We start from the raw sequence: 23,169 nt of genomic DNA on the forward strand, positions 1-23,169 counted from the left end.
CTCCGAGGTGAACCTGTCCCCCGTCAACTGCATCCCATCACCCGAGTCACCCGCAAACCGGATCACCACCCGGTCCAACTGACGGATCTGCTTGGGGCCGGGGGTCCCGCCGCCCGGCGGCTGCGCATCGTCGTACCGTGTCGTCGGGGTCATGGGTGCTCACGTCCCTCTCTAGTCCGGGCGGCGCGCACCACGACGACGGCGCGGTGGCCGGCGCGGTGGTCCCCGGCGACGCCGACGCGACCATCGGTTGTCGGTGCCGCATCGGCGGCAGCCCGTACCACCGGGATCGGCGACCCCGTCGTCAGCCGGCGGGGTCGCCGACCGCATCAAGCGCCGGCGAGCGCGTGCGACCACACGCTAGGGTCCGCCCCCGGCCCTGCCAACCCTTAGCGATCCCCTACCAGGCGTCCCCAGCGCAGGCCCGCACGGCGTCCCCGCGGGGCGTCCAGCGGGGACGGCTGAGGGGGCGCGGGCCTCGACCCGCCATGGGACACTTGTCTACATGGGCGAGCTGACCAGCGGCGCAGTGGCCGAGCCGGGGTCGCCGCTTCGGCCGGGTGATCCGGACCATGTCGGACCCTACCGGCTACGCCGCCTGCTCGGGTCCGGCGGCATGGGGGTGGTCTTCCTGGCCGAGGCGCCGGGCGGGAGTCGGGTGGCGGTCAAGGTCGTCCACGACGAGCTGCGGTCCCGGCCGGAGTTCCGGCGACGGTTCACCCGGGAGGTCGCCGCCGCCGGCCGGGTGGCCGACTTCTGCACCGCCCGGGTGCTCGACGCCGACCCGCAGGGGCCGGTCCCCTACCTCGTCACGGAGTACGTGACCGGGTCGTCCCTGCACGAGCACGTGACCCGGCACGGCTCGCTCTCCGGGCCCCAGGCCGAGGCGCTGGCCGTCGGCGTGGCCGCCGGGCTCACCGCGATCCACGCCGCCGGGCTGGCCCACGGCGACCTGACCCCCCGCAACGTGCTGCTGTCCCCGTTCGGGCCGAAGGTCATCGACTTCGGGTTGGCGAGCCTGATCGAGGTCCTCGACCCGACCACCGGTCCCTCGTACGGCACCCCGGGCTGGTTGGCCCCGGAACGGCTCGCCGGCTTCCCCCCGGCCCAGCCCGCCGACGTCTACGCCTGGGGCATCCTCGTCGGTTGGGCCGCCACCGGTCGGCTGCCGGTCGACCCCCGGGTCCACCAGGCCAGCGGGCCCGACCTGAGTGGACTGCCCGCCGGCCTGGCCGCGGTGGTCGCCCGGGCGCTGCGTACCGACCCCCGGCAGCGGCCCACCGCCCGGGAGGCGATGCTGATCCTGGTCGGCAGCGCCGACACGGCGAGCATCCGGTCGGCGGTGGAGCCGGTCGCCGCGACCACCGAGCAGCTCGACGGCACCCGGTGGTATCCGGTCGTGGGTCAGCCGGCCACCCTGGTCGCTCCGCCGCAGCCGCACCGGTCGCCGCCGTCCTGGCCGGCGGTGTTGACCGGGGTGGTGGCGGTGGTCGCCGCCGTCGTGCTGGGCGTGGTCGCGCTGCGCCAGGCCGACCAGCGGGGCGCACCGGCCGCCGGGCCGGACCCGTCCGCGCCGGTCAGCGTCACGCCGAGCCCCACCCCGAGCCCGTCGCCCACCCCGAGCCCCACCCCCGCCACCGCGAGCGGCCAGGACGGGTCGCTGGAATTCACCGTACGGGGGGTGCACTGCGGGTCGCGGGAGATCGGGTTCTGGCCGCTGACCCAGAAGGCGGACGGCGTGTTCTGCATGGTCGACGTCGACGTGGTCAACAAAGGATCCAAGGGCACCATTGTCTGGCCGCTCAGCCAACGGCTGGTCGACGTCGACGGGCGTGGTTACACACCGGACACCCGGTCACTGCTCTACTATCCGGACACGCAGCGGTTGACGAAGAACATCAAGCCCGGCGCGACGGTCAGCGGATCACTGGTCTACGACACGCCGGTCGGCACCGAGTTGCGCCAACTGGTCGTCCACGACACACCACTGAGTGCGGGCACCACCATCGATCTGCCGTGACCGGGGAGCCGCAGGACATGGACGTCGCCACCGCCACGGGACTCACCGGGCGGGCCCTGTCGCGGGCGCTGTACGCCACCGGGCGCGGTGTGCTGCTCGTCGCCAGCGCCGCGCTCAGCCTGGCCCTGCTCGTCGCCACCGTGCTCGCCACGGCGTTCATCTCGCTCGGCGTCGGGGTGCTGCTGTTGCCCCTGGTCACCCCGCTGGTCCGCCGGGTCACCGGGCTGTGCCGGGATCTCGCCGGCCGGGCCGGGGTGCCGATCCCCACGCCCTACCTCCCCGCGCCGCCCACCGAGCGGGGCGTGGTCGGCTGGGTGCAGCGCTGCCGGTCCATCCTCACCGACCCGGCGACCTGGCGTGACCTGCTGTTCCTCCTGCTCAACGTGTTCGTCGGCTTCGTGCTCGGCCTGCTGCCGGTGACCCTGCTGGTCTACTCGGTGGAGGGGTTGGTGCTCTCCGCCGGGTTCTGGATGCTGATGCGCGAGTCCGGGGTGGACTTCTGGTACGGCTTCACCCCGATGGACACCTGGCCGCACGCGGTGCTCGGGGCGCTGGTCAGCCTCGTGGTGTTCGCGATCTGGGTGGCCGCCTCCCCGGGGGTGGTGGCCGGGCACGCCTACTTCGCCCGTACGCTGCTCGGCCCGAGCGAACGGGCGGAGATCGCCTCCCGGATGCGGCACCTCTCCGAGACCCGCTCGGATGTGATCAACATCCAGGCCACCGAGCTGCGCCGGATCGAACGGGACCTGCACGACGGGGCACAGGCACGGCTGGTCGCGATCGGCATGAAACTCGGCGCGGCCACCCGGCAGCTGCGGACCAATCCGGACGTCGCGGAGACCCTGCTGGTCGACGCGCGCAACGCCACCGCCTCCGCGCTGGAGGAGCTGCGTTGCCTGATCCGGGGCATCCACCCCCCGGTGCTCGCCGAGCGGGGATTGGAGGACGCCATCCGGGCCATCGCGCTGGAGAGCCCGATCGACGTCGACGTCACCGCCGACGTGCCCGGCCGGTTGGCCGCCCCGGCGGAGTCCGCCGTCTACTTCGCCCTGTCCGAGCTGCTGACCAACATCGTCAAGCACGCCAACGCCGACCGGGCCAGCATCGACCTGCGCCACGAGGACGGCGCGCTGCGGGCCGTGGTGATCGACAACGGTCAGGGCGGGGCCGACGCCTCGCTCGGCACCGGACTCCGGGGCATCGAACGGCGCTGTGCTACGTTCGACGGGACGCTCGTCCTCAGCAGTCCCGAAGGTGGGCCGACCGTCGCGATCCTGGAGCTGCCGTGCGCGTTGTACTCGCCGAGGACCTCTTCCTTCTGAGACAGGGAATGGTCCAGCTCCTCGAATCGTACGACTTCGAGATCGTCGCGGCGGTCGACAACGGACCGGCACTGCTCGACGCCCTGGTGACCCTCCGCCCGGAGGTCGCGGTGGTCGACGTGCGACTGCCGCCCACGTTCACCGACGAGGGCCTCCAGGCTGCCCTGGAAGCCCGGCGGCGCTGCCCCGGCCTGCCCATCCTGGTGCTCTCCCAGCACGTCGAGCAGCTGTACGCCAAGGAGCTGCTCGCCGACGCCAGCGGCGGCATCGGCTACCTGCTCAAGGACCGGGTGCTCAACAGCGACCAGTTCGTGGACGCCATCCGCCGGGTCGCCGACGGGGGCACCGCGATGGACCCGCAGGTCATCTCGCAGTTGCTGGCCGGCCGGTCCCGCCGGGAGCCGCTGTCGACCCTCACCCCACGCGAGCGGGAGGTGTTGAAGCTGATGGCCGAAGGATGTTCAAATACGGCCATCGCGCAGCGCCTCATCGTCAGCCAGGGCGCGGTCGCCAAGTACACCACCAGCATCTTCACCAAACTCGACCTGACCCCGGCCGATGACAGCAACCGTCGGGTGCTGGCCGTGCTGGCGTACCTCAACGGCACCCGCGCCGACGTCTCCTGACGCCCCGCCGTCCGTTCCGGACCGTCACCGGCCGTCCGTTCCGGACAGCCGGTCGCGTCTGCCCCGGGCCGCCACCGGCTGATCGTCCCAGCGGTAGGTCGCCCCGGGGACCCGGACACACGGTGGTGCCCCCGGTCGGGTGACCGGGGGCACCAACGGCGCTGTGGGGCGCGTTCCTACTCGACGGCGACCGCTGCTTCCGCCGGTCGGGTGAGCATCACCCGGCGACCGGGCAGCACGGTGGCGGCGAAGGCCAGCACCGCCGCACCCGCCACCACGGCCAGGTAGATCCAGATCGGCCCGGAGGGCACCGGTCGCCCGAGCACCACGATGCTGAACGGCAGCAGTGTGGCGACGGAGGCGATGGTGCCGAGCACCACACCGATGACGGCGACCATGCCCGCCTCCACGCTGAGCATCTGGAGTGCCTGCTTGCGGGTGGCGCCGATGAGCCGTTGCATGCCCAGCTCCCGGCGTCGGCCGGCGGTCGCCACGATCAGGGTGTTCGCCACCGAGATCATGGTGTAGCCGGCGACCAGCGCCACGAGCAGGTAGTTGACCCACGCCTGGGTCTTGGTGCGCTCGGCGAACGTGGTGATCGCGTCGCGGCCCTCGATCATGGTGCCCGGGTGACCGGCGACCTTCTCCCGCAGGCTGGCCGTCAACGCGTCCCGGCTGGTGCCGGGCTCGGCGGTGACCAGGATCTGCCGGGACAGCCCGGTGGTGCTGTGCGCGGCGAGCAGGTCGGCCGGGAGCAGGATCGTCTCGAACCCCTTCTTGGCCGGGTAGAGCGCCACCACCCGCAGATCGACTGCCGACCGGTCACCGAGTCGCAGGGTGATCTGGTCGCCGACGCCGACGCCGACGTTCTTGCCGGCGACCTCGGGCAGCGCGACGGTGTCACCCCTGAGGTCACCCAGGTTGCCGGCGCTCGTGCGCACACCGGTGATGCTGGCGGCGCTGGCCCCGCTCACCCCCTGCAACGGCCAGGGCGACTCCACATGCGACCCGTCGTACGGCTTGTTGATCCACCCGGCGCTGGTCACGTACGCGGACGCGTCCTCGACGCCCGGCGCGGACCGCAGCGCCTCCACCGTCTCGGCGGGGAAACCGCCGGTGGTGGAGCTGAGCACCAGGTCGGCCCGCAGGTTGTCGGAGTAGTACCGCTCGGCGGCCTCGTTCTGGGTGGTCTGGAGGTAGAAGTTGGCCACCGCCAGCGCCACCGCCAGCATGATCGGGGTGACCGCGGAGGCCACCCGGACGGCGCGGGTCCGGACGTTGACCGTGCCGAGGTAGCCGGCCAGCCCGAAGAACGCCCGCACCGGCACGCTGAGCACGGCGGCGAACAGCCGGGTCAGCCCCGGACTGATCAACGCGATCGAGATCGCCCAGCACATCACCGCCGGCCCGGCGGTCGCGGAGGCCACCGCGCCCTGCATGACGATCGCCGTCACCAGGATCAGCGCGAACCCGGCGGCGAAGAACAGGATGGAGAACACCACCCGGGGCCAGCTCACCCACTTGCGCTGGACGGCGGCCTCGGCGATACCGGCGGTGGGCCGGATCTTGGAGGGGCGTCGCCCGGCCACGTAGGCGGCCACCATCGCGGCGAAGATCCCGATGGCGGGGGCCGCCAGGTAGGGGACGAAGCCCTGGTGGAACTCGACCACCGGCGAGATGACCCCCGCGTCGGAGACGATGTGATAGAGCAGCGGCCCGAGGAACACCCCGGGGGCGCAGCCGAGGATCGCCGCGCCGACGGCGACCACCAGCGCCTCACGGCGCACCATCGTCCGGATCTGCCGGGGCGTCGCACCGATCGAGCGCAGCAGCGCGATCTCCTTCTGCCGCTGCTGCACCGACAGGCCCAGGGTGCTGGCGACCACGAAGATCGCCACGAAGACCGTCATGCCGGCGAAGACACCGGAGAGCGGGATGAGCTGCGCCTGGCCGCCGACCGCCTCGGGGAACTCGGCCGCGCCCCGGTCGTCGCCGGTGAGCACGACGAGCTTACGGTCGGCGAGGGTCCGCTCGATCCGCTCGCGCAGCGCCTCCACGTCGGTGCCGGGCTTGGCCAGCACCCCGATCGCGTCGGAGGTGCCGGTGTGCGGGTTGAGCCGCCGCTCGTCGTCGCCGGAGAAGAACAGCGCCGACTGGCTCACCTCGCCCGGTGGGGTGGCGATGCCGCTGACCTGGAAGGCGGAGGTCACCCCACCGACCACGACGTCGACCCGGTCACCGACCTTGACCCGGGCGAGCTTGGCCACCGCCCGGTCCAACACGACCTGCCCGGCCTGCGCGGGGGGCTGCCCGTCGAGCCGGTACGGCCCGAGCTGCGCCGACTCCCACCCGTGCCCCAGCGACTGGGTGCCGACGATCACGGGTGCGCCGTTGCGCACGACGGTGGCGGCGAAGGACGACTCGGCCACCGCCCGCTCGACCCCGGGCACCCCCTGGATCTTGCTGACCAGGCCCGGATCGATCCAGTACCGCTCGGCCAGCGGCACCGACTTGATGTTCTTGGTGTCCTGCGGGTCCTTCTTGGGCACACCGTAGGTCTGCTTGCCGCTGACCACCACGTCGGCCGCCGCCAGCCGCTGCGGCGGGACCGCCATCCGGATGCCGGTCTCCATCAGACCACCGCAGGCGACGATCAGCGCCACACCGAAGAAGACCGCGATGAACGTCGCGATGAACGCGAGCTTGCGGTAGCGCAGGGTGCGCCACGCGAGGTACGTCATCAGAAGCCACCCCTGCCGGTGGACTGCGCCGCCCGGTTCTGCTGCCACGCGGTCAGGTGGGTCATCCGCTCGGCCACCACGTCGGCGGTCGGCGCCTCCAGCTCCCCGATGAACTGGCCGTCGGCGAGGAACAGCACCCGGTGCGCGGCGGCTGCGGCGACCGGGTCGTGGGTCACCATGATGATGGTCTGTCCCCCGCTGGACACCGTCTCACGGAGCAGTTGCAGCACCTCGATGGTGGTCTGGGTGTCCAGCGCGCCGGTCGGCTCGTCGGCGAAGATCACGGCCGGTCGCATGATCAGCGCCCGCGCGATCGCGACCCGCTGCTGCTGACCGCCGGACAGCTCGCTCGGCAGGTGCTTGCGCCGCTCGGCCAGCCCCACCCGACCCAGCACCTCCACCACGGAGTGGCGGTCGGGCCGGCGGCCGGCCAGCCGGAACGGCAGGCCCACGTTCTGCTCCACGTTCAACGCCGGCATCAGGTTGAACGCCTGGAAGATGAAGCCGACCCGCTCCCGGCGCAGCCGGGTCAGCTGGTTCTCGTTCATGCCACTGAGTTCCTTGCCGTCCAGCACCACCGAGCCGGACGAGGGCACGTCGAGCCCCGCCGCGCAGTGCAGGAACGTGCTCTTGCCGGAGCCCGAGGGCCCCATCACGGCGGTGAAGCTGCCCCGGGGGAAGCTCATCGTCACGCCCCGCAGCGCGTCGACCCGGTTCTCACCGCGGCCGTACGTCTTGCGTACATCGTCCAGCCGCACCGCATCGGCACCGCTGGTCGGCGTGCGCCGGTCCTTGTTTCTGTCCACCTCATGCTCCCCGCAAAAGAACGTCGCCGAACGGCGGTGGGTACATGTTCACGGTATGGATCGGGCCGATACGGCTCAATGGAGCTAATGACCCGAAGGGGTGGGCCTAGGCCCACCCCGGAATCGGCACCTGCGGCGGCTCAGCTCGCCTGGACCGCCGACTCCCACTGCGGCCAGGACCGCTCGCTGCCGCCCGATCCGACGGCCAGCAGCCCGGCCCCGGCCGCGTCCATCGGCAGTCCCAGTGACAGCTCGGTGCGACGCCGGACGTTCAGCTTCCGGTAGACCCGGGTGAGGTGCTGTTCGACCGTGCTCACCGTGATGTAGAGCTTCTTGCCGATCTCCCGGTTGGTGTGGCCGAGCGCGGCCAGGGTGGCGACCCGCTGCTCGGCGTCGCTGAGCCGGGACATCTCCTCGTGCTCCGGTGGGGCGTCCGGGTCGTCGCCGCCGGCCGCGTCGCCGCCGGGCAGCAGCCGCCGGCACAGTGCCTGCGCCTGGATGTCCTTGGCGAGCTGCAACGCGCTGCGGGCCACCACCCGGGAGGTGTTGAACTCGCCCCGCCCGTAGTGGGCGCTGCTCAGCGCGGCCAGGGCGAGGAAGAGCTGGTAGCGGTCGCCGGATTCCTGGAGCAGGTTGGCCGCCTGGCGCAGGGTGTTGACCCGTTGCTTGACGTCGAGCGCGGAACCGAGCAGCCGCAGGGAGACCCCCCTGGTCCGGGCGTTCTCGGCACCGGGCCGGGACAGTTGCTCGGTCACCATGGCGCGGGCCCGCTCGGGCCGGCCCGAACGCAGGTAGACCTGGGCCAGGTCGCCCCGCCAGGGCAGCAGGGCCGGCAGGTCCATCCCCCACTGGGTGGCCAACTGCCCGCAGGTCTCGAAGTCGGCCAACGCCGCGTGCACCCGCCCCCCGGCCAGGTGCAGGTGGCCACGGGCCCGCAGATACAACGGCCAGAACCAGGTGTCCCGCATGGCGTCCGGGATGACGTGTTTGAGCTGCGCCTCGGCCTCGTCGAGCTTGTCCATGCCGATCATGGCGAGCAGCATGTTGGACAACGGCGAGCCGATCGCCACCCCCCAGTTGTGCGGCGACATCGCGTCCAGCGCCTCGCGGGCGAACCGCTCGCTGAGCGGCAGGTCACCCTGGCGCAGCGCGATGTGCGACCGGACGTCGGACAGGATGGCGTGCCAGGTGGTGGCCCCCCGGGCGCCCGCCTCGGCGCCCAGCACGTCGCACCAGTGCACGGCACGGTCCATCCGGTCGGCGTAGACCAGCGTCTGCAACGCGCACAGCGCCGACTCCAGCCCGACGTCGACGAGCAGATGGCTGCCGAGCACCTGTTCGGCGCGGGCGATCACCTCGTCGGTCACCCCGTCGGTGAGCACGGCGGTCAGGGAGGGGGTGGCCGACCCGAGTGAGCCGTCGGAACGCGCCGGGGTCCCGGCCGGCGTGACCGCCGGGCCGGCGTCGGCGTCGAGCTCGGCGAACGCCACCGGGAAGTGCAGCCGCAGCCACTCGGCGCACCCCTCCAGCTCGGCGGCGGTGGTGGCGTCGAGCTGTTGGCGGGTGTCCCGCAGGTGCCGCAGGGTCTCCTGGGCGTCCGCCCGGTGACCGTGCCAGAGCTGGTAGCGCAGCAGCGCGGCGGCGTGGCGCTCGGAGAGGTGCCCGGCCCGCAGGGCGTCACGCTGGGACTGGAGGTGCTGGCTCACCGCCGCCGGGTTGATCCGCCACTGGCAGGCGGCCAACGTCGCGGTGAGCGCCGCCCGGCGGGGGACGTCGTCGCACATGTCGTGGGCCAGCTTCAGTGACTCCACCGCGTCGTCGACCCGGTCCTCGGCCAGCGCGTGGGTCGCCGAGTCCTGGAGCACCGTGATCGCCCACGGCTCGGCCAGGCCGCCCGCGGCGAGCAGGTGCCCACCGATCGCCGGGGCCGGGGCACCTTCGGCGTGCAGCAGTTCCGCCGCCCGGGCGTGCATCTCGGCCAGCGCCTCCGGGGTCAGATCGTGCAGGACCGCCGCTCGTGCCGCCGGGTGCCGGAACCGCCCGGCGTGCAGCAGGCCGGACATCGTCAGCGCGTTGAGCACCCACTGGACCCGGGCCGGCTTGGTGTCCAGCAGCCGGGCCAGCAGCGCCGGGGTGGCGAGGTCACCGAGCAGGGCGAGCCCGTGGGCCGTCTCCAGGATCGTCGGGTCCCAGCGTCGCAGGCAGGCCAGGACCGCCTGGCGGAACTGGTCGCCGACGACCACCTCGGCGACCTCCGTCGAGCCGGCGACCCGCCGGTCCTGGCCGAGCGCGTGCAGCAGCAGCGGATTGCCGCCGCTGACCCCGTGGTACGCCGGGGCGAGCGCCGCCGCCGTCTCGTCGTCGACCCAACCGCGCAGCAGCTCGGCGACGCCCGCCTCGGACAACGGCGACAGCTGGATGTTGCAGAAGCTCGCCTGCCGGCTGATCTCGGCCCGGAACTCCGGGTGGAACGGCTGCGGCTGGGGCGACTCGGTGAGCACCACCAGGATCTGCGCGGCGGTGAGGCGCCGTTGCAGGTAGAGCAGGGTGTGCAGGGTCGTCTCGTCGGCGAACTCGACATCGTCGACGAGCAGGACGAGGGGGCGGGCGCGGGCGATGTCGATCAGCTCGACACACATCGCGTGCACGGCCCTGATCTCGGCGTCCCCTCTGGTCGTGACGCCCTCGATGTCGACGAACGCGCCGATGCGCCGCATCACCTCGTCCGGCAGCGGCACGCTGTGGAACAGTTGCCCCATCACGGCGGCGGGCAGCAGGCGTTCCGCCCGGGAGCAGGCGGCCCGCAGCACCAGCCCGCCCGCTGCGCCGACGTGGTCGGCGAAGGCCCGCAACAACTCGGTCTTGCCCGTGGCACCGGGGCCGCTGATCAGCGCGACCCGCCCCCTGCCCGTGACGCTTCCGGAGTAAAGGTCCCGCAAGATGTCAAGCTCGCGGCTTCTCTCCACAAATTCCACCCGTCTCCCCCCAGGTCAGCGATGACGCATCGAACGAGGGTGCCGCCGACTACGGACGGGCCCCCCGGCGAGACCCTTCGGCTCGATGCCACGCGGGCCGCCGGGACCCACCCGGCCACTGACCACGTCAGCCGGCAAACCAGGTCATGCAATGATGACTGCCAATTGATTGATGGCTTTCACCGCGTCCCGACGGCGAGCACAGCATACATAGACACCCGTACAAGACGGTAGTGGGGTGGTGATACTTCGTCATCGATATTACGCACGGCCATGGCGTTATGTCGGATTGTTGGCGTCGGCCGAAAAATTACTACTCGGTAGCAATTACATGATCGAACAACCGTCCCGCCCCCTCCGACCTGCACGGATAGCCGCAGATTCGGCTCATCGGACAGCGCGTTGACCTGCGAAATGACTCCGGCAGAGGGTTCGTACCGGAATTTTTCGGGCCAACTCTCCCGGCCCGCACCGATCCCGCCCACGTCGGCACACCAGCACCGACCGGACGAGAAGCAGCGAATCGGGCAATCTACTCTTGAGCAAAAATTGAGTTTCAGCGAGAAGACGACACTATTACAGATGCAATTCATAAGCTCTGGTCAATGCTGTCGCCCTTGCGACATCGCCGGGGCTATCACAAATGCGACCCACCGGGCCGCAAAGTAACCGCAGGTTGGCCGGCCGCTGAAATCTGGTCGTCGGCCGGCGGGTTAGGGGTCGCTTCCGGGTATGCGCGGGCCAGTGGTGCCGCCACGCTGGAGACATCCGAGGGCAGTGACGCGGAACACGGTGTCCGCCGCGCCCCTGCCCCCAGCCGAGGAGGAAAGCGTGGACGATCTCACCCGGGTGAGCAGCGCGCGGCGGTTCAGCGACGTTCGCGGCGGTGACCACTTCGACGTCGTGCTCGAGGGCGGACCGGTCGGCCTGCCGGCCACCGATCGCGCCCACAGCGCACCGGTCGGCACCGGCCGGATCAAGGTGCCCTATCTGGGCGGCTACGAACACTTCGAACGCTCGGGCGACCACGACGGCCTCAATGACGACGCCTCGCGGGTGGTGGTCTTCCAGTGGACCATGCGGACCAAGATCGCCGAATGACGGGCACGACGGGCGGGTCACCGGTGCGCCGGTGACCCGCCCGTCGTCGTACCGGTGCCCGTGACCGCCCCGCCGGCACGGTGCCCCGGTCGGACGTCACCACCCCCGCAGGTCCGGTGTCCTGGTGGTCGGACGTCACCACCGCGCCGGCGCGGTCGGACCCGACCGGGTCCCGGTCGGGTCAGCCGGTCGGTCCGCCCTGCTGCGCCTGCGCCAGCTCGGCACCGATCAGCCGGATCACGTCGGCGGCGTGGTCGTTGAGATAGAAGTGCCCACCCGGATACACCCGCACGTCGCACTCGCCGGTGGTGTGCCGGGCCCAGTCCCGCGCCTCGTCCAGGGTGGTCATCGGGTCCGCGTCACCGGTCAGCACCGTGATCGGGGCGTCCAGCAGCTGATCCGGGTCGGCCCGGTAGGTCTCCACCGCCTTGTAGTCCCCCCGCACGGCGGGCAGGATCATCGGCAGCAGCTCGGGATCGCCCAGCACCCGTGGGTCCGAGCCGCTGAGCCGGGCCAGCTCCCGCAGCACCCCGGCGTCGTCGCGGGTGTGCACGTACCGCTCGTCCCGGACCCGGGACGGGGCCCGACGGCCCGAGGCGAACAGCCGCACCGGCGGCCGACCCGTATGCCGTTGCAGGCGCAACCCGACCTCGTAGCCGAGCACCGCACCCATGCTGTGGCCGAAGAGCGCCACCGGGCGGTCCAGCCACGGGGTGAGCGCCTCGAACACCCCGTCGGCCAGGTCGGCGATGGAGTCCAGGACCGGCTCGTGCCGGCGGTCCTGTCGACCCGGGTACTGGATCGCCAGCACGTCCACCGCGGGCGAGAGGGCCCGGGACACCGGAAACAGGTAGCTGGCCGAGCCCCCGGCGTGCGGCATCGCCACCAACCGGATCGCGCTGGACGGTGCCGGATGGAACCGCCGCACCCAGAGGTCGTTCTCGAGCGTTGCCGTCATCACTGGTCCTCTACGGGTCGACACTGCGGGTGCGCCCCGCAGTGGGACGTCTCCAACGGGCGCACCCGGCCGGCCCGGACCGCCGTCTCGGCCGGTGCCCGGATCCGCCGTCACGCGTGGTGCTGACGCCCTCCCTGCGACGCCGGTGCCCGCTGTCGAAGCGAGCGTAGGAACGCCCGAAACGCCGGGACAACCCCTAAGCACAGCGGTGGCCCCCTAGCCCGCCGGGACGGGTGGGGGCCAGGAGGCCGAATGCCCGGAGGTGGCGCTCCCGACGAGCGGGAGCGCCACCTCCGGGTGGTCGAACGTGGTCAGGCCACCGGGTGCGCCGGCCGGACGGGTTGCCCGGTGGACTCGGGTCCGATCCGGACCACCGGCCCCGGGTCGGTGTCGCCACGGTCGGCGTCCTCGACACCCGCGCCGGACGACATGGGGTCGACCGTCCGCTCCGGGTCGACGTGACCCGCCGGGGCACCGGGGGCGTCAGCGGGGATGGCGGTGGAGTCGGTCGGACCGTCCGCCGGGCCCTGGCCGGGCACCGAGGCGCCCACGTTGCGCAGCAGCACCGCGGCCAGCACCGCCGTCACCACCAGGATGCCGGCCGAGGCGAGCGCGGCGGCCCGCAGCTCGGTGGCGAAGGCGGCCCGGGCCAGCGTCACCAGCGTGTCCGCCGCGGTGGCGGAGAGCGTCCGGCTCTCCTGCACGGCGCCGCCCAGGGTCTCCCGGGCGGTCGCCCAGGAGTCCGCCGGCACGCCGTCGGGCGCGTCGCCGGACAACTGCCGCCGGTAGACGAACGTGCCGATGCTGCCGAGGATCGCGACACCGAGCGCCGCGCCGAACTGGCTGCCGGTCTCGGAGAGCCCGGCCGCGGCACCGGCCCGCTCGGGCGGCGCGGTGGAGACGATCAGCTCGGCGCTGAGCGTCAGCACCATCGCGATGCCGCCGGTCATCAACGCCTGGCCGACCACCACCAGGGCCAGCCCCGACTCGTCGCCGACCTGGGCGAGCACCAGACAACCGGCGGCACCCACCAACAGGCCACCGGCGGCGACGTAGGCCCGCCGGAAGCGCTGCGCCAGCATCGGGGCCAGCACCGCCGCGCCGACACCCGCCGCACCGGCCGCGGGCAGCGACCACAGCCCGGCGCTGAACGGGCGCAGCCCGAGCACCAGCTGGAGGTACTGGCTGATGAAGAACATGAACCCGACCAGCGCGAAGTTGGCGAGCACGTTCATCACCACCGCCGCGCTGAACGCGGGAGCACGGAACAGCCGCACGTCGATCACCGGGTCGGCGAGTCGCCGCTGACGCAGCACGAACACCGCCAGGAAGACCAGCCCGCCGACCACACCGGCCACCGGCGGCCAGTCCACGCCGTCCTCGGCGAACTGCTTGATGCCCCAGATCATCGGCAGCACGGCGACGAAGGCCAGCACCGTACTGATCAGGTCGAGCCGGCCGGCTGCGGCGTTGCGGAACTCGGGCAGCAGCAACGGGGCCAGGATCAGCAGCAGCAGCATGATCGGCACGTTGATCTCGAAGACGGTGCCCCAGGAGAAGTACTGGAGCAGCGCGCCGCCGGCCACCAGGCCGATGACGCCACCGGCGGAGAAGCCGGCCGCCCAGAGCCCGATCGCGGCCCGGCGTTCGTTCTCGTCGTGGAACATGTTGCGGATCAACGACATGGTCGACGGCATGAGCGTCGCGCCGGCGGCACCCATCACCGCCCGGGTCCCGATCAGCATGCCGGGACTGTTGGAGAGGGCCGTGGCCACGGATGCCACACCGAACACCGCCGCACCGATCATCAGCAACCGGCGGCGCCCGATCCGGTCCCCCAGGGTCCCCATCGGAATCAGCAGGCCGGCCAGCACGAAGGCGTAGACGTCCGTGATCCAGAGGAGCTGACTGCTGGTCGGCTCAAGGTCCGCCGTGATGAACGGCAGAGCGTACGACAGCACGGTCATGTCCATGCTGATGATCAGTGTCACCATGACGAGTACCGCGAGACCGATCCACTCGCGGCGGCCGGCCTTTGCCTGCGCTGTAGCCATGGCCGAAAGCTACCACCGAATTTATACGCACGTATACATCCGGTGGATGAATTAGGGGGTGGTTCCGAGTAGGGTGACGCCGTGGGTCATCGGGAACGCCTGCTGGCAGGGGCCAGGGTCTGCCTCTACGAGCGCGGCTACACACGCACCACCGCCCGCGACATCGTCGCCGCGTCGGACACGAATCTGGCGTCGATCGGGTACCACTTCGGCTCCAAGGAGGCGCTGCTGACCGCCGCCCTGGTGCAGGCGTTCGAGGAGTGGGGCGTCGAGATCGACCGGGTGCTGCGCGACGGCACCCAGCCCGACCTCATGGACCGACTGGAGTCGATGTGGACCGGCCTGGTCGAGTCGTTCGGCACCCACCGGCCGCTCTGGGTCGCCGGGATCGAGGCGTTCGCGCTGGCCGAGCACCTGCCGGTGCTGCGGGAGCAACTCGCCGAGACCTACACCCGGGCCCGCCCGGCGCTGGCCACCTTCGTGATCCGCAACGGCGGTGAGCACGTCACCGAGGAGACCCGCAGGGCCGTCGGCTCGTTCCTGCTGGCGTTGATGACGGGACTGACGGTGCAGCGGTTGCTCGACCCCGAGGCCGCCCCGTCCGGTAAGGAACTGGCCGAGGCGCTGCGGGTGATCGTCGGCGCGGTCAACGACTCCACCGACACCACCCACCCGCCCGCCGACGCCTGACCCCCGCCCACCGGCCCACCGGACAGGGGTTCGACGCACCGTCGACCGGAACGCCGCCCGCGTGCAGGGGTGCCGGATAGGGGTCGGTCCGGCACAGCCGTCGGACGCGGCGGACAGACCCTCCCTGCCGGTCACTCCACCCGCACCAGACCGGCGCGGAGCATGTCCTCCAGCCAGACGTCGAAGTCCCGTCGGGTGGCCGCCGGATCAGCCGACCACTGCCGGGCCAGGACAGCGGCCGCCCGTTCCAGCGAACCGCCCTGCTGCTGCAACGCGATCCACATCGCGGCGGCGGTCGCTCCGAACCGGTATCGCAGTCCGCTCCGCTCGGCGGTCAGCTCAAGCTGCCCGTTCCGGGTGACCTTGGCGACGATTCCCTGTTCGAGTCGCACCCGCACTCTCCCTGCCTCTCCCGTGTCCACCCCTGGTGGCACCTACCGGCGAACCGTGAACGTCCACCAGACCCGGCCACTACGTTATGCGGTCAGGTGGTGACGCGATACGGTCATGGACCCACGCCGAAGGTGGACAAAAGCCCACCCGTCCGCAGGGAGGAAGCCCGAGGTCCGCCGACCGCCCGTGGGCATCGACGGACCTCGGGTCCCCTGACGGATGGTCAGTCCGACGCCTCCAACTCGTCGTCGAGGATGTCGAACAGCTCGTCCGCGGTGACCGACGCCAGGTCCCGGGCGGCCGGCTCCACCGCGGCACCCCCGTACGCCGCGTTCCACCGGGACATCAGCGCCTGGAGCCGGACGGTGATCCGGCCCCGCTCCGCCTCGTCCGGCACGGTGCCGTCCAGCAGCGTCTCCCACCGGGCCAGCTCGGCCTCCAGCGACGGAGCGGCCGGCACGTCACCGGCCAACTCCGACCGGACGAACCGGGCCACCGCCGCCGGGCTGGGGTGGTCGTAGATGAGCGTCGCCGGGAGTCGGAGCCCGGTCGCCGCACCGAGGCTGTTGCGGAACTCCACCGCCGCCAGGGAGTCGAAGCCGAGCTCCAGGAAGCCCCGCTCCACGTCCAGCGACTGTGGCCGGTCGTGGCCCAGCACCTCGGCCGTCCGGGCCCGGACCAGCTCGGTCACGGCCCGGTCGGCCTCGTCCGACGGCAACCCGGCCAACCGTTCGGCCAGCGGCCGCTCCCCCGCCACCGGGCCCGGCGTGCCGGCGGCCGACCGGCGGGTCGGCGTACGGACCAGGCCCCGCAGCAGCGGCGGCACCCCGTCGGCCCGAGACCGGATCGCGGCCAGATCCAGCCGGACCGGCAGGGCCAACGCCGGCACCGGGTGCAGGGTCGCGTCGAACAACGCCAACGCGTCCCCGGTGGACAGCGCGGCGACCCCGGAACGGGCCATCCGGCGCAGGTCGGCCTCGCCGAGGTGGCCGGTCATCCCGCTGCCCGACTCCGCCCACAGGCCCCAGGCCAGGGCGGAGCCGGCCAGGCCGTGCGCCCGCCGGTGCTGGGCCAGGGCGTCCAGGTAGGCGTTCGCCGCGGTGTAGCTGGCCTGCCCGGCGCCGCCGAGGGTGGCCGCCGCCGAGGAGAACAGCACGAACCAGTGCAACGGCCGGTGCAGGGTGAGTTCGTGCAGGTGACGCGCGGACTCTGCCTTGGCACCCAGCACCGCCGCCACCCGGTCGGGCGTCAGCGTGGGCAGCAACCCGTCGTCGAGCACCCCGGCGGCGTGCACCACCCCGGTCAGCGGATGCCCGGCGGGCACCCCGTCGAGCAGGGCCGCCACCGCCGCCCGGTCGGCCAGGTCGCAGGACGCCACGGTCACCTCCGCGCCGGCCGCCGTCAGGCGCGCGACCAGGTCGTCCACCCCCGGGGCCGCCGGGCCGCGTCGACTGGCCAGCAGCAGCCGCCGTACGCCGTGCCGGGTAACCAGGTGCTCGGCGACCAACCGGCCCAACCCGCCGGTGCCGCCGGTGACCAGCACCGTGCCCGTCGGGTCCGGGCCGGCCGGCAGCTCACCGTCCGGCACCGGCAGCGCCGCGAGCCGGGGCGCGAGCAGCCCACCCCGCCGGACCGCCAGTTGCGGTTCGGCGTCGACGGCCAGCGCCGACCGCAGCCCGGTCGGGTCCGGGTCGTCGACGTCGATCAGGACCAGCCGGCCCGGGTTCTCCTCCTGAGCGGCCCGGACCAGGCCCCAGACGGTGGCGTCCACCGGCCGGGGCACGTCCTCGCCGTCGGTGGTGGCGACCGCCCGGGTCGTCACCAGCGCCAGCCGGGTGTCGGTGAACCGCTCGTCGGCGAGCCATCCCTGCACCAGGGCCAGCGCCGCGGTGGTCGCCGCCGAGGGCGAGTCCGACGTGGTACGCCAGGCCACCGCGACGGTGCCCGGGGCGTCACCGGTGCGGGCGACCTCCGCCGCGAGCGTGCCGAGGTCGGCGTACCGGGGCACCCCGAGGCCGAGGTCGTCGTCGCCGAGGACCACGGTCGTGCCGCCGCCGGTGGCCGGGGTCGGCACCGCAGCCCAGGTGACCTGGAAGAGCGACGTGCGGTGAGCCGCCCGGCCCCCACCCAGCTGGTCGGCGGCGAGCGGCCGGACCGCCAGCGAGGCCACCGAGGCGACCGGCGCCCCGGAGGTGTCGGCCAGGTCGAAGGAGACCTCCTGCGGGCCGGTCGGGCGCAGCCGCACCCGCAGCGCGGTCGCGCCGGTGGCGTGCAGGGCCACCCCCCGCCAGGCGAACGGCAACCGCAGCCGGTCGTCGTCCTCGTCGGCACCGGTCAGGTCGAGGGTGTGCAGCACCGCGTCGAACAACGCCGGGTGCAGGCCGAACCGGTCCGCCGGGGCGGCCGCCTCCGCGGGGAGCGCCACCTCGGCGTACACCTCGGCGCCGTGTCGCCAGGCGGCCCGCAGCCCCTGGAACAGCGGGCCGTAGTGGTAGCCGGCGTCGGCCAGCCGGTCGTACCGGCCGGTCAGGTCGACCGGGGTGGACCCGACCGGTGGCCAGGCGTCGCCCGCCGACCAGGCCGGTGCGGTGGACGCCGCCGGGGCCAGTACGCCGGTGGCGTGCCGGGTCCAACCGTCGACACCGTCCTCCGGCCGGGAGTGCACGGTGACCGGGCAGCGTCCCGTCCCGTCCGGTGCCCCGACCACCACCTGGAGGTCGACGCCGCCCCGGGGCGGTACGACCAGCGGAGCCTCCAACGTCAACTCCTCGACCAGGGCGCAGCCGACCTGGTCACCGGCGCGGACGGCCAGCTCGACGAAGGCCGTCCCGGGTAGCAGCACCGTGCCGGCGAGGTCGTGTTCGGCCAGCCACGGGTGGGTCCGCAGCGACAGCCGGCCGGTCAGCACGGTGCCGTCGGCACCGGCCAATCCGACGACCGCGCCGAGCAGCGGGTGGGAGGCCGGGCGCTGACCCAGACCCGGCACGTCACCGCCGCCCGCCGGGGCGTCCAGCCAGAGCCGACGCCGCTGGAACGGGTAGGTCGGCAGGTCGGTGACCCGGGCGCCGGTGGGCGCGAACCAGGCCCGCCAGTCCACCGGGACACCCCGGGTGTGCAGGGTGGCGACGGCGGTCAGCAGGCTCGCCGCCTCGTCCCGGCCGCCGCGCAGCACCGGCACCAGGGCGAGGCCGCCGGTGTCGGAGACACAGTCCCGGCCCATCGCGGTGAGCACCGCGTCCGGGCCGACCTCCAGGAACGTGGTGACCCCGGCCGCTTCCAGGGTGGCGATCCCGTCGTGGAACCGGACCGCCTCCCGGACGTGGCGCACCCAGTAGCCGGGGGTGGTGATCTCGTCGGGGTCGGCGAGCCGACCGGTCAGGTTGGACACCACCGGCACCCTCGGCGGGGCGAAGGTCAACCCGGCGGCGACCTGGTGGAACTCGGCCAGCATCGGCTCCATGTGCGGGGAGTGGAACGCGTGGCTGACCCGCAGCCGCTTGATCCGGCGTCCCCGGGCCCGCCAGTCGTCGGCGAGCGCACCGACGGCGTCGTGGTCACCGGAGAGCACCACCGCGCGTGGCCCGTTGACCGCGGCGATGCCCACTTCGGTCTCCCGGCCGGCCAGTTCCCGGCGTACCTCCTCCTCGGACGCCTCGACGGCGACCATCGCGCCGTCCTCCCGCATCGCCTGCATCAGCCGGCCACGCGCGGTGACCAGGGCCGCCGCGTCGGGCAGCGACAGCACCCCGGCGACGTGCGCGGCGCTGATCTCGCCGATGGAGTGCCCGGCGACCAGGTCGGGTCGGATGCCCCAGGATTCGAGCAGCCGGTAGAGCGCCACCTCGATGGCGAACAGCGCGCTCTGGCTGTAGACGGTCTGGTCGAGCAGCGCGGCGTCGGCGACGTCGGGTTCGGTGTAGAGCACCTCCCGCAGCGGCCGGTCGAGCTGCGCGTCCAGGTGGGCGCACACCTCGGCGAACGCCGCCGCGAAGGCGGGGTACGCCGTCGCCAGCTCACGGCCCATGCCGAGGCGCTGCGCCCCCTGGCCGGTGAAGAGCATGGCGAGCTTCCCGGCCGACGGGGTCCCCTGCACCCACTCGGCGGGGTCGGTGCCTTCGGCGGCGGCACGCAGGGCGCGGACCGCGTCGCCCCCGACGGGGGCGACCACCACGGCCCGACGCTCCAGCACCGCCCGGGTGGTGGCCAGCGAGTACGCCACGTCCAGGGTGGCCCCGGTGTCGGCGACCAGCCCTGCCTGGGCGCGCAGCGCCTCCGCCGAGCGGGCGGAGAGCAGCCAGGGCAGCACCGGCGGGGTGGCCGGGGCGTCCCCGTCGGCCGGCGTCGCCTCGACCGCCGGCGCCTGCTCGATGATGACGTGGGCGTTGGTGCCGCTGATGCCGAACGACGACACCCCGGCGCGGCGGGGCCGGTCCAGGGCCGGCCACTGCTGTGCCTCGGTGAGCAGCCGCACCGCCCCGGCCGACCAGTCCACCTGCGGCGACGGCCGGTCGGCGTGCAGGGTGCGGGGCAGCAGCCCGTTGCGCATCGCCAGCACCATCTTGATCACACCGGCGACGCCGGCCGCGCCCTGGGTGTGGCCGATGTTCGACTTGATCGAGCCGAGCCAGAGCGGCCGGTCGTCCGGGCGGTCCTGCCCGTAGGTGGCGAGGACCGCCTGCGCCTCGATCGGGTCACCGAGGGTGGTGCCGGTGCCGTGCGCCTCGACCAGGTCGACCTGGTCGGGGCGGACGTCGGCGGCGGCCAGCGCCTGCCGGATCACCCGTTGCTGGGCGGGACCGTTGGGGGCGGTCAGCCCGTTGGACGCGCCGTCCTGGTTGATCGCCGAACCGCGCACGACCGCGAGGACGTGATGGCCGTGCCGTTCGGCGTCGGAGAGCCGCTCCAGCAGCAGCATGCCCGCACCCTCGGACATGCCGGTGCCGTCGGCGTCGGCGGAGAAGGACTTGCACCGGCCGTCGGAGGCCAGCCCCCGCTGGAGGCTGAAGTCCAGGAAGGTGTCCGGCTTGGACATCACCGTGACCCCGCCGGCCAGAGCCAGAGAGCACTCCCCGGAGCGCAGCGCCTGCACGGCCAGGTGGATCGCCACCAGTGACGACGAGCAGGCGGTGTCGACGCTGACCGCCGGCCCCTCCAACCCCAGGGTGTACGAGATCCGCCCGGACGCGACGCTGGCCATGCTGCCGTTGCCCAGGTAACCCGCCAACTCCTCGGGCACCTCGGACAGCCGGCTGCCGTAGTCGTGGTACATCACGCCGGTGAACACCCCGGTCGGGCTGCCCTTGAGCGAGGTCGGGTCGATCCCGGCCCGCTCCAGCACCTCCCACGAGGTTTCCAGCAGCAACCGCTGCTGCGGGTCCATCGCGATCGCCTCACGCGGGCCGATGCCGAAGAAGTCGGGGTCGAAGTCGGCCGCGTCGTAGAGGAAGCCACCTTCCAGCGAGGACGTCCGGCCGGGCTTGCCGGGCTCCGGGTCGTAGAGGTGGTCGAGGTCCCAGCCCCGGTCGGTGGGGAACGGCGAGATGGCGTCCGCGCCGTCGACCAGCAGCTGCCACAGGTCCTCGGGGGTGCGGACCCCGCCGGGGAAGCGGCAGCTCATCGCGACGATGGCGACGGGTTCGTCGACCACCGGCCGGACCACCGTGGTCGGCTGCGACTGCGCCGGTCCGCCGAGGATCGTGCCGTGCAGGTAGCCGGCGAGCGCGGTCGGGTTGGGGTAGTCGAAGACCAGGGTCGCCGGCAGCCGCAGCCCGGTGGCCGTGTTGAGCCGGTTGCGCAGCTCCACGGCGGCCAGCGAGTCGAAGCCGAGTTCCTTGAACGCCCGGGCCGGTTCGACGGCGGTGCCGCTGTCGTGGCCGAGGACGGCCGCGACGTTGGCCCGGACCAGGTCGAGCAGCACCCGGTGCTGGTCGTCCGCGTCGAGGGTGACGAGCTGCCGGTGCAGGCCGGAGCCGGTGGCCGGGGTCGCCGGACCACCCGCCGCCCGCCGGGCCGGGAGCCGGACCAGGCCCCGGAACAGGGCCGGGAGCTGCTGGCCCTGGGCGCGCAGCGCGGCGGTGTCCAGCCGGACCGGCACCAGCAGCGGCTGGTCGGCGGCGACCGCCGCGTCCAGCAGCGCCAGCCCCCGGTCGGAGTCCAGCGGCAGCACGCCGGAGCGGGCCATCCGGGCCACGTCGGCGTCGCCGAGGTGCGCGGTCATCCCGCTGCGCTGCTCCCAGAAACCCCAGGCCAGCGACGTGGCCGGCAGGTCCAGGGTCCGCCGGTGCGCGGCCAGGGCGTCGAGGAACACGTTCGCGGCGGCGTAGTTGGCCTGCCCCGCCCCGTCGAGGACCCCGGCGGCGGAGGAGAACAGCACGAACGCCGACAGGTCACGGTCGCGGGTCAGCTCGTGCAGGTGCCAGGCCGGGTCGGCCTTGGCCCGCCACACGGTGTCGAGCTGTTCCTGGGTCAGGGCGGTCAGCAGGCCGTCGTCGAGGACCCCGGTGGTGTGCACGACGGCGGTCAGCGCCGGGATGCCGTCCAGCAGGGTGGCGGCGGCGTCCCGGTCGGCCAGGTCGGCGGCCACCACCTCGACGGTGGCCCCGAGGCCGGTCAGCTCGTCGCGCAGCTCCGCCGCGCCCGGCGCGGTCAGCCCGCGCCGGGAGGTCAGGACCAGATCCCGCACCCCGTGCACCTCCACCAGGTGCCGGGCGACGAGTGCACCCAGCACACCGGTGCCGCCGGTGACCAGGACGGTGCCGTCGGCCCGCCAGGACCCACCGGTGGTGGTCGCGCGGGCCAGGCGCGGCACCCGCACCTGACCGTCGCGCAGCGACAACTCCGGTTCACCGGTGCCCACCGCCGCCAGGATCTCCTCCACCGTAGTCTCCGGATCGGCGTCCACCAGCACGAACTGGCCGGGATTCTCCGCCTGCGCGGCCCGGACCAGGCCCCAGATCGGGGCGTGGGCCAGGTCGGTGCCGCCGTCGACGGCACCGTTGGTGATCACGACCAGCCGGGCGGCGGCCTGGGTCGGGTCGGCCAGCCAGGACTGGAGCAGGGTGAGGGTCTCCCCCATCGCCGTCCGGGCGGCGGTGGCCGGGTCGAGGTCGGCGGCGGGCGGGGTCAGCGGGGCGAGCACGACGTCGGGCACGCCGAGGCCGAGACCCTCCAGGTAGCCCCACGACTCGGCCGCGGTGCCGGTGGGCACGCTCACCCAGTCGACGCGGTAGAGGTCCCCGTCGGTCGGGGCGGCGGCGGTCAACTGGACCGGGCGGGACACCAGCGCGCCGACCACGGCGACCGGTTCGCCGTCCGGGTCGGCCAGGTGCAGGGTGGCGGACTCCGGCCCACTGGCGGTGACCTTCACCCGCAGGGCGGTGGCGCCCGTCGCGTGCAGCGTCACATCCGTCCAGGCGAACGGCAGATACGGCGGACGACCCACCGGCACCGCCTCACCGATCCCCACCACCTGCAACGCCGCATC

General features: G+C 73.1%; 12 protein-coding genes. 5 read left to right on the top strand and 7 right to left on the bottom strand.

The window, feature by feature from the left end; translation table 11 throughout:
* The first annotated feature begins 505 nt into the window (after positions 1-505).
* From AB0B63_RS31795 to AB0B63_RS31805, 3 genes are read left to right on the top strand one after another with little or no spacing between them, the layout of a single operon-like run.
* The gene (locus tag AB0B63_RS31795) at positions 506-2,020 is read left to right on the top strand and encodes a serine/threonine-protein kinase (RefSeq protein WP_357025601.1); all 1,515 of its coding nucleotides are present in this window, start codon (positions 506-508) and stop codon (positions 2,018-2,020) included.
* A 17-nt stretch (positions 2,021-2,037) separates the two neighbouring features.
* Positions 2,038-3,342, top strand: a complete 1,305-nt coding sequence (locus AB0B63_RS31800; protein WP_357025613.1) for a sensor domain-containing protein — start codon at positions 2,038-2,040, stop codon at positions 3,340-3,342.
* Entirely contained in the window at positions 3,306-3,968 is a 663-nt protein-coding gene (locus tag AB0B63_RS31805; RefSeq protein WP_208569147.1) for a response regulator transcription factor, read from the top strand. The genes AB0B63_RS31800 and AB0B63_RS31805 overlap by 37 nt, the downstream gene beginning before the upstream one ends.
* Before the next feature lie 176 nt (positions 3,969-4,144).
* Here AB0B63_RS31805 and AB0B63_RS31810 read toward each other — a convergent pair whose 3' ends face one another.
* The 3 genes from AB0B63_RS31810 to AB0B63_RS31820 all read right to left on the bottom strand — a co-directional run bounded on the left by AB0B63_RS31810 (position 4,145) and on the right by AB0B63_RS31820 (position 10,490).
* Positions 4,145-6,709 (bottom strand): ABC transporter permease, encoded by a 2,565-nt coding sequence (locus tag AB0B63_RS31810; protein ID WP_208569146.1) that lies wholly within the window; start codon positions 6,707-6,709, stop codon positions 4,145-4,147.
* A complete protein-coding gene (locus AB0B63_RS31815; protein WP_208569145.1) occupies positions 6,709-7,515 on the bottom strand; it encodes an ABC transporter ATP-binding protein in 807 nt (268 codons plus the stop codon). The genes AB0B63_RS31810 and AB0B63_RS31815 overlap by 1 nt, the downstream gene beginning before the upstream one ends.
* Positions 7,516-7,655: 140 nt before the next feature.
* Positions 7,656-10,490: an AAA family ATPase gene (locus AB0B63_RS31820; protein WP_357025606.1), complete on the bottom strand. Its 2,835-nt coding sequence runs from the start codon at positions 10,488-10,490 to the stop codon at positions 7,656-7,658.
* Between the two features lie 831 nt (positions 10,491-11,321).
* On the opposite strand from AB0B63_RS31820, the gene AB0B63_RS31825 reads away from it, so the two are divergent.
* Complete coding sequence (locus AB0B63_RS31825) at positions 11,322-11,591, top strand: DUF5988 family protein (protein WP_208569143.1); 270 nt, start codon at positions 11,322-11,324, stop codon at positions 11,589-11,591.
* Positions 11,592-11,772: 181 nt separating this feature from the next.
* Here the strand turns inward: AB0B63_RS31825 and AB0B63_RS31830 are convergent, their stop codons facing one another.
* Together AB0B63_RS31830 and AB0B63_RS31835 are read right to left on the bottom strand one after the other, a co-directional pair.
* Entirely contained in the window at positions 11,773-12,549 is a 777-nt protein-coding gene (locus AB0B63_RS31830) for an alpha/beta fold hydrolase (RefSeq protein WP_208569142.1), read from the bottom strand.
* Positions 12,550-12,860: 311 nt separating this feature from the next.
* Complete coding sequence (locus tag AB0B63_RS31835; RefSeq protein WP_208569141.1) at positions 12,861-14,603, bottom strand: MFS transporter; 1,743 nt, start codon at positions 14,601-14,603, stop codon at positions 12,861-12,863.
* Positions 14,604-14,684: 81 nt separating this feature from the next.
* Between AB0B63_RS31835 and AB0B63_RS31840 the strand changes: the two genes are divergently transcribed.
* Entirely contained in the window at positions 14,685-15,293 is a 609-nt protein-coding gene (locus AB0B63_RS31840; protein WP_208569140.1) for a TetR/AcrR family transcriptional regulator, read from the top strand.
* Between the two features lie 131 nt (positions 15,294-15,424).
* Here AB0B63_RS31840 and AB0B63_RS31845 read toward each other — a convergent pair whose 3' ends face one another.
* Together AB0B63_RS31845 and AB0B63_RS31850 are read right to left on the bottom strand one after the other, a co-directional pair.
* Positions 15,425-15,685, bottom strand: a complete 261-nt coding sequence (locus tag AB0B63_RS31845; protein ID WP_307799579.1) for a PqqD family peptide modification chaperone — start codon at positions 15,683-15,685, stop codon at positions 15,425-15,427.
* A 224-nt stretch (positions 15,686-15,909) separates the two neighbouring features.
* Entirely contained in the window at positions 15,910-23,127 is a 7,218-nt protein-coding gene (locus AB0B63_RS31850) for an SDR family NAD(P)-dependent oxidoreductase (RefSeq protein ID WP_357025610.1), read from the bottom strand.
* Positions 23,128-23,169: the final 42 nt, after the last annotated feature.

It is taken from the genome of Micromonospora sp. NPDC049081 (assembly GCF_040648835.1).
GTDB classification, from domain to species: domain Bacteria; phylum Actinomycetota; class Actinomycetes; order Mycobacteriales; family Micromonosporaceae; genus Micromonospora; species Micromonospora antibiotica.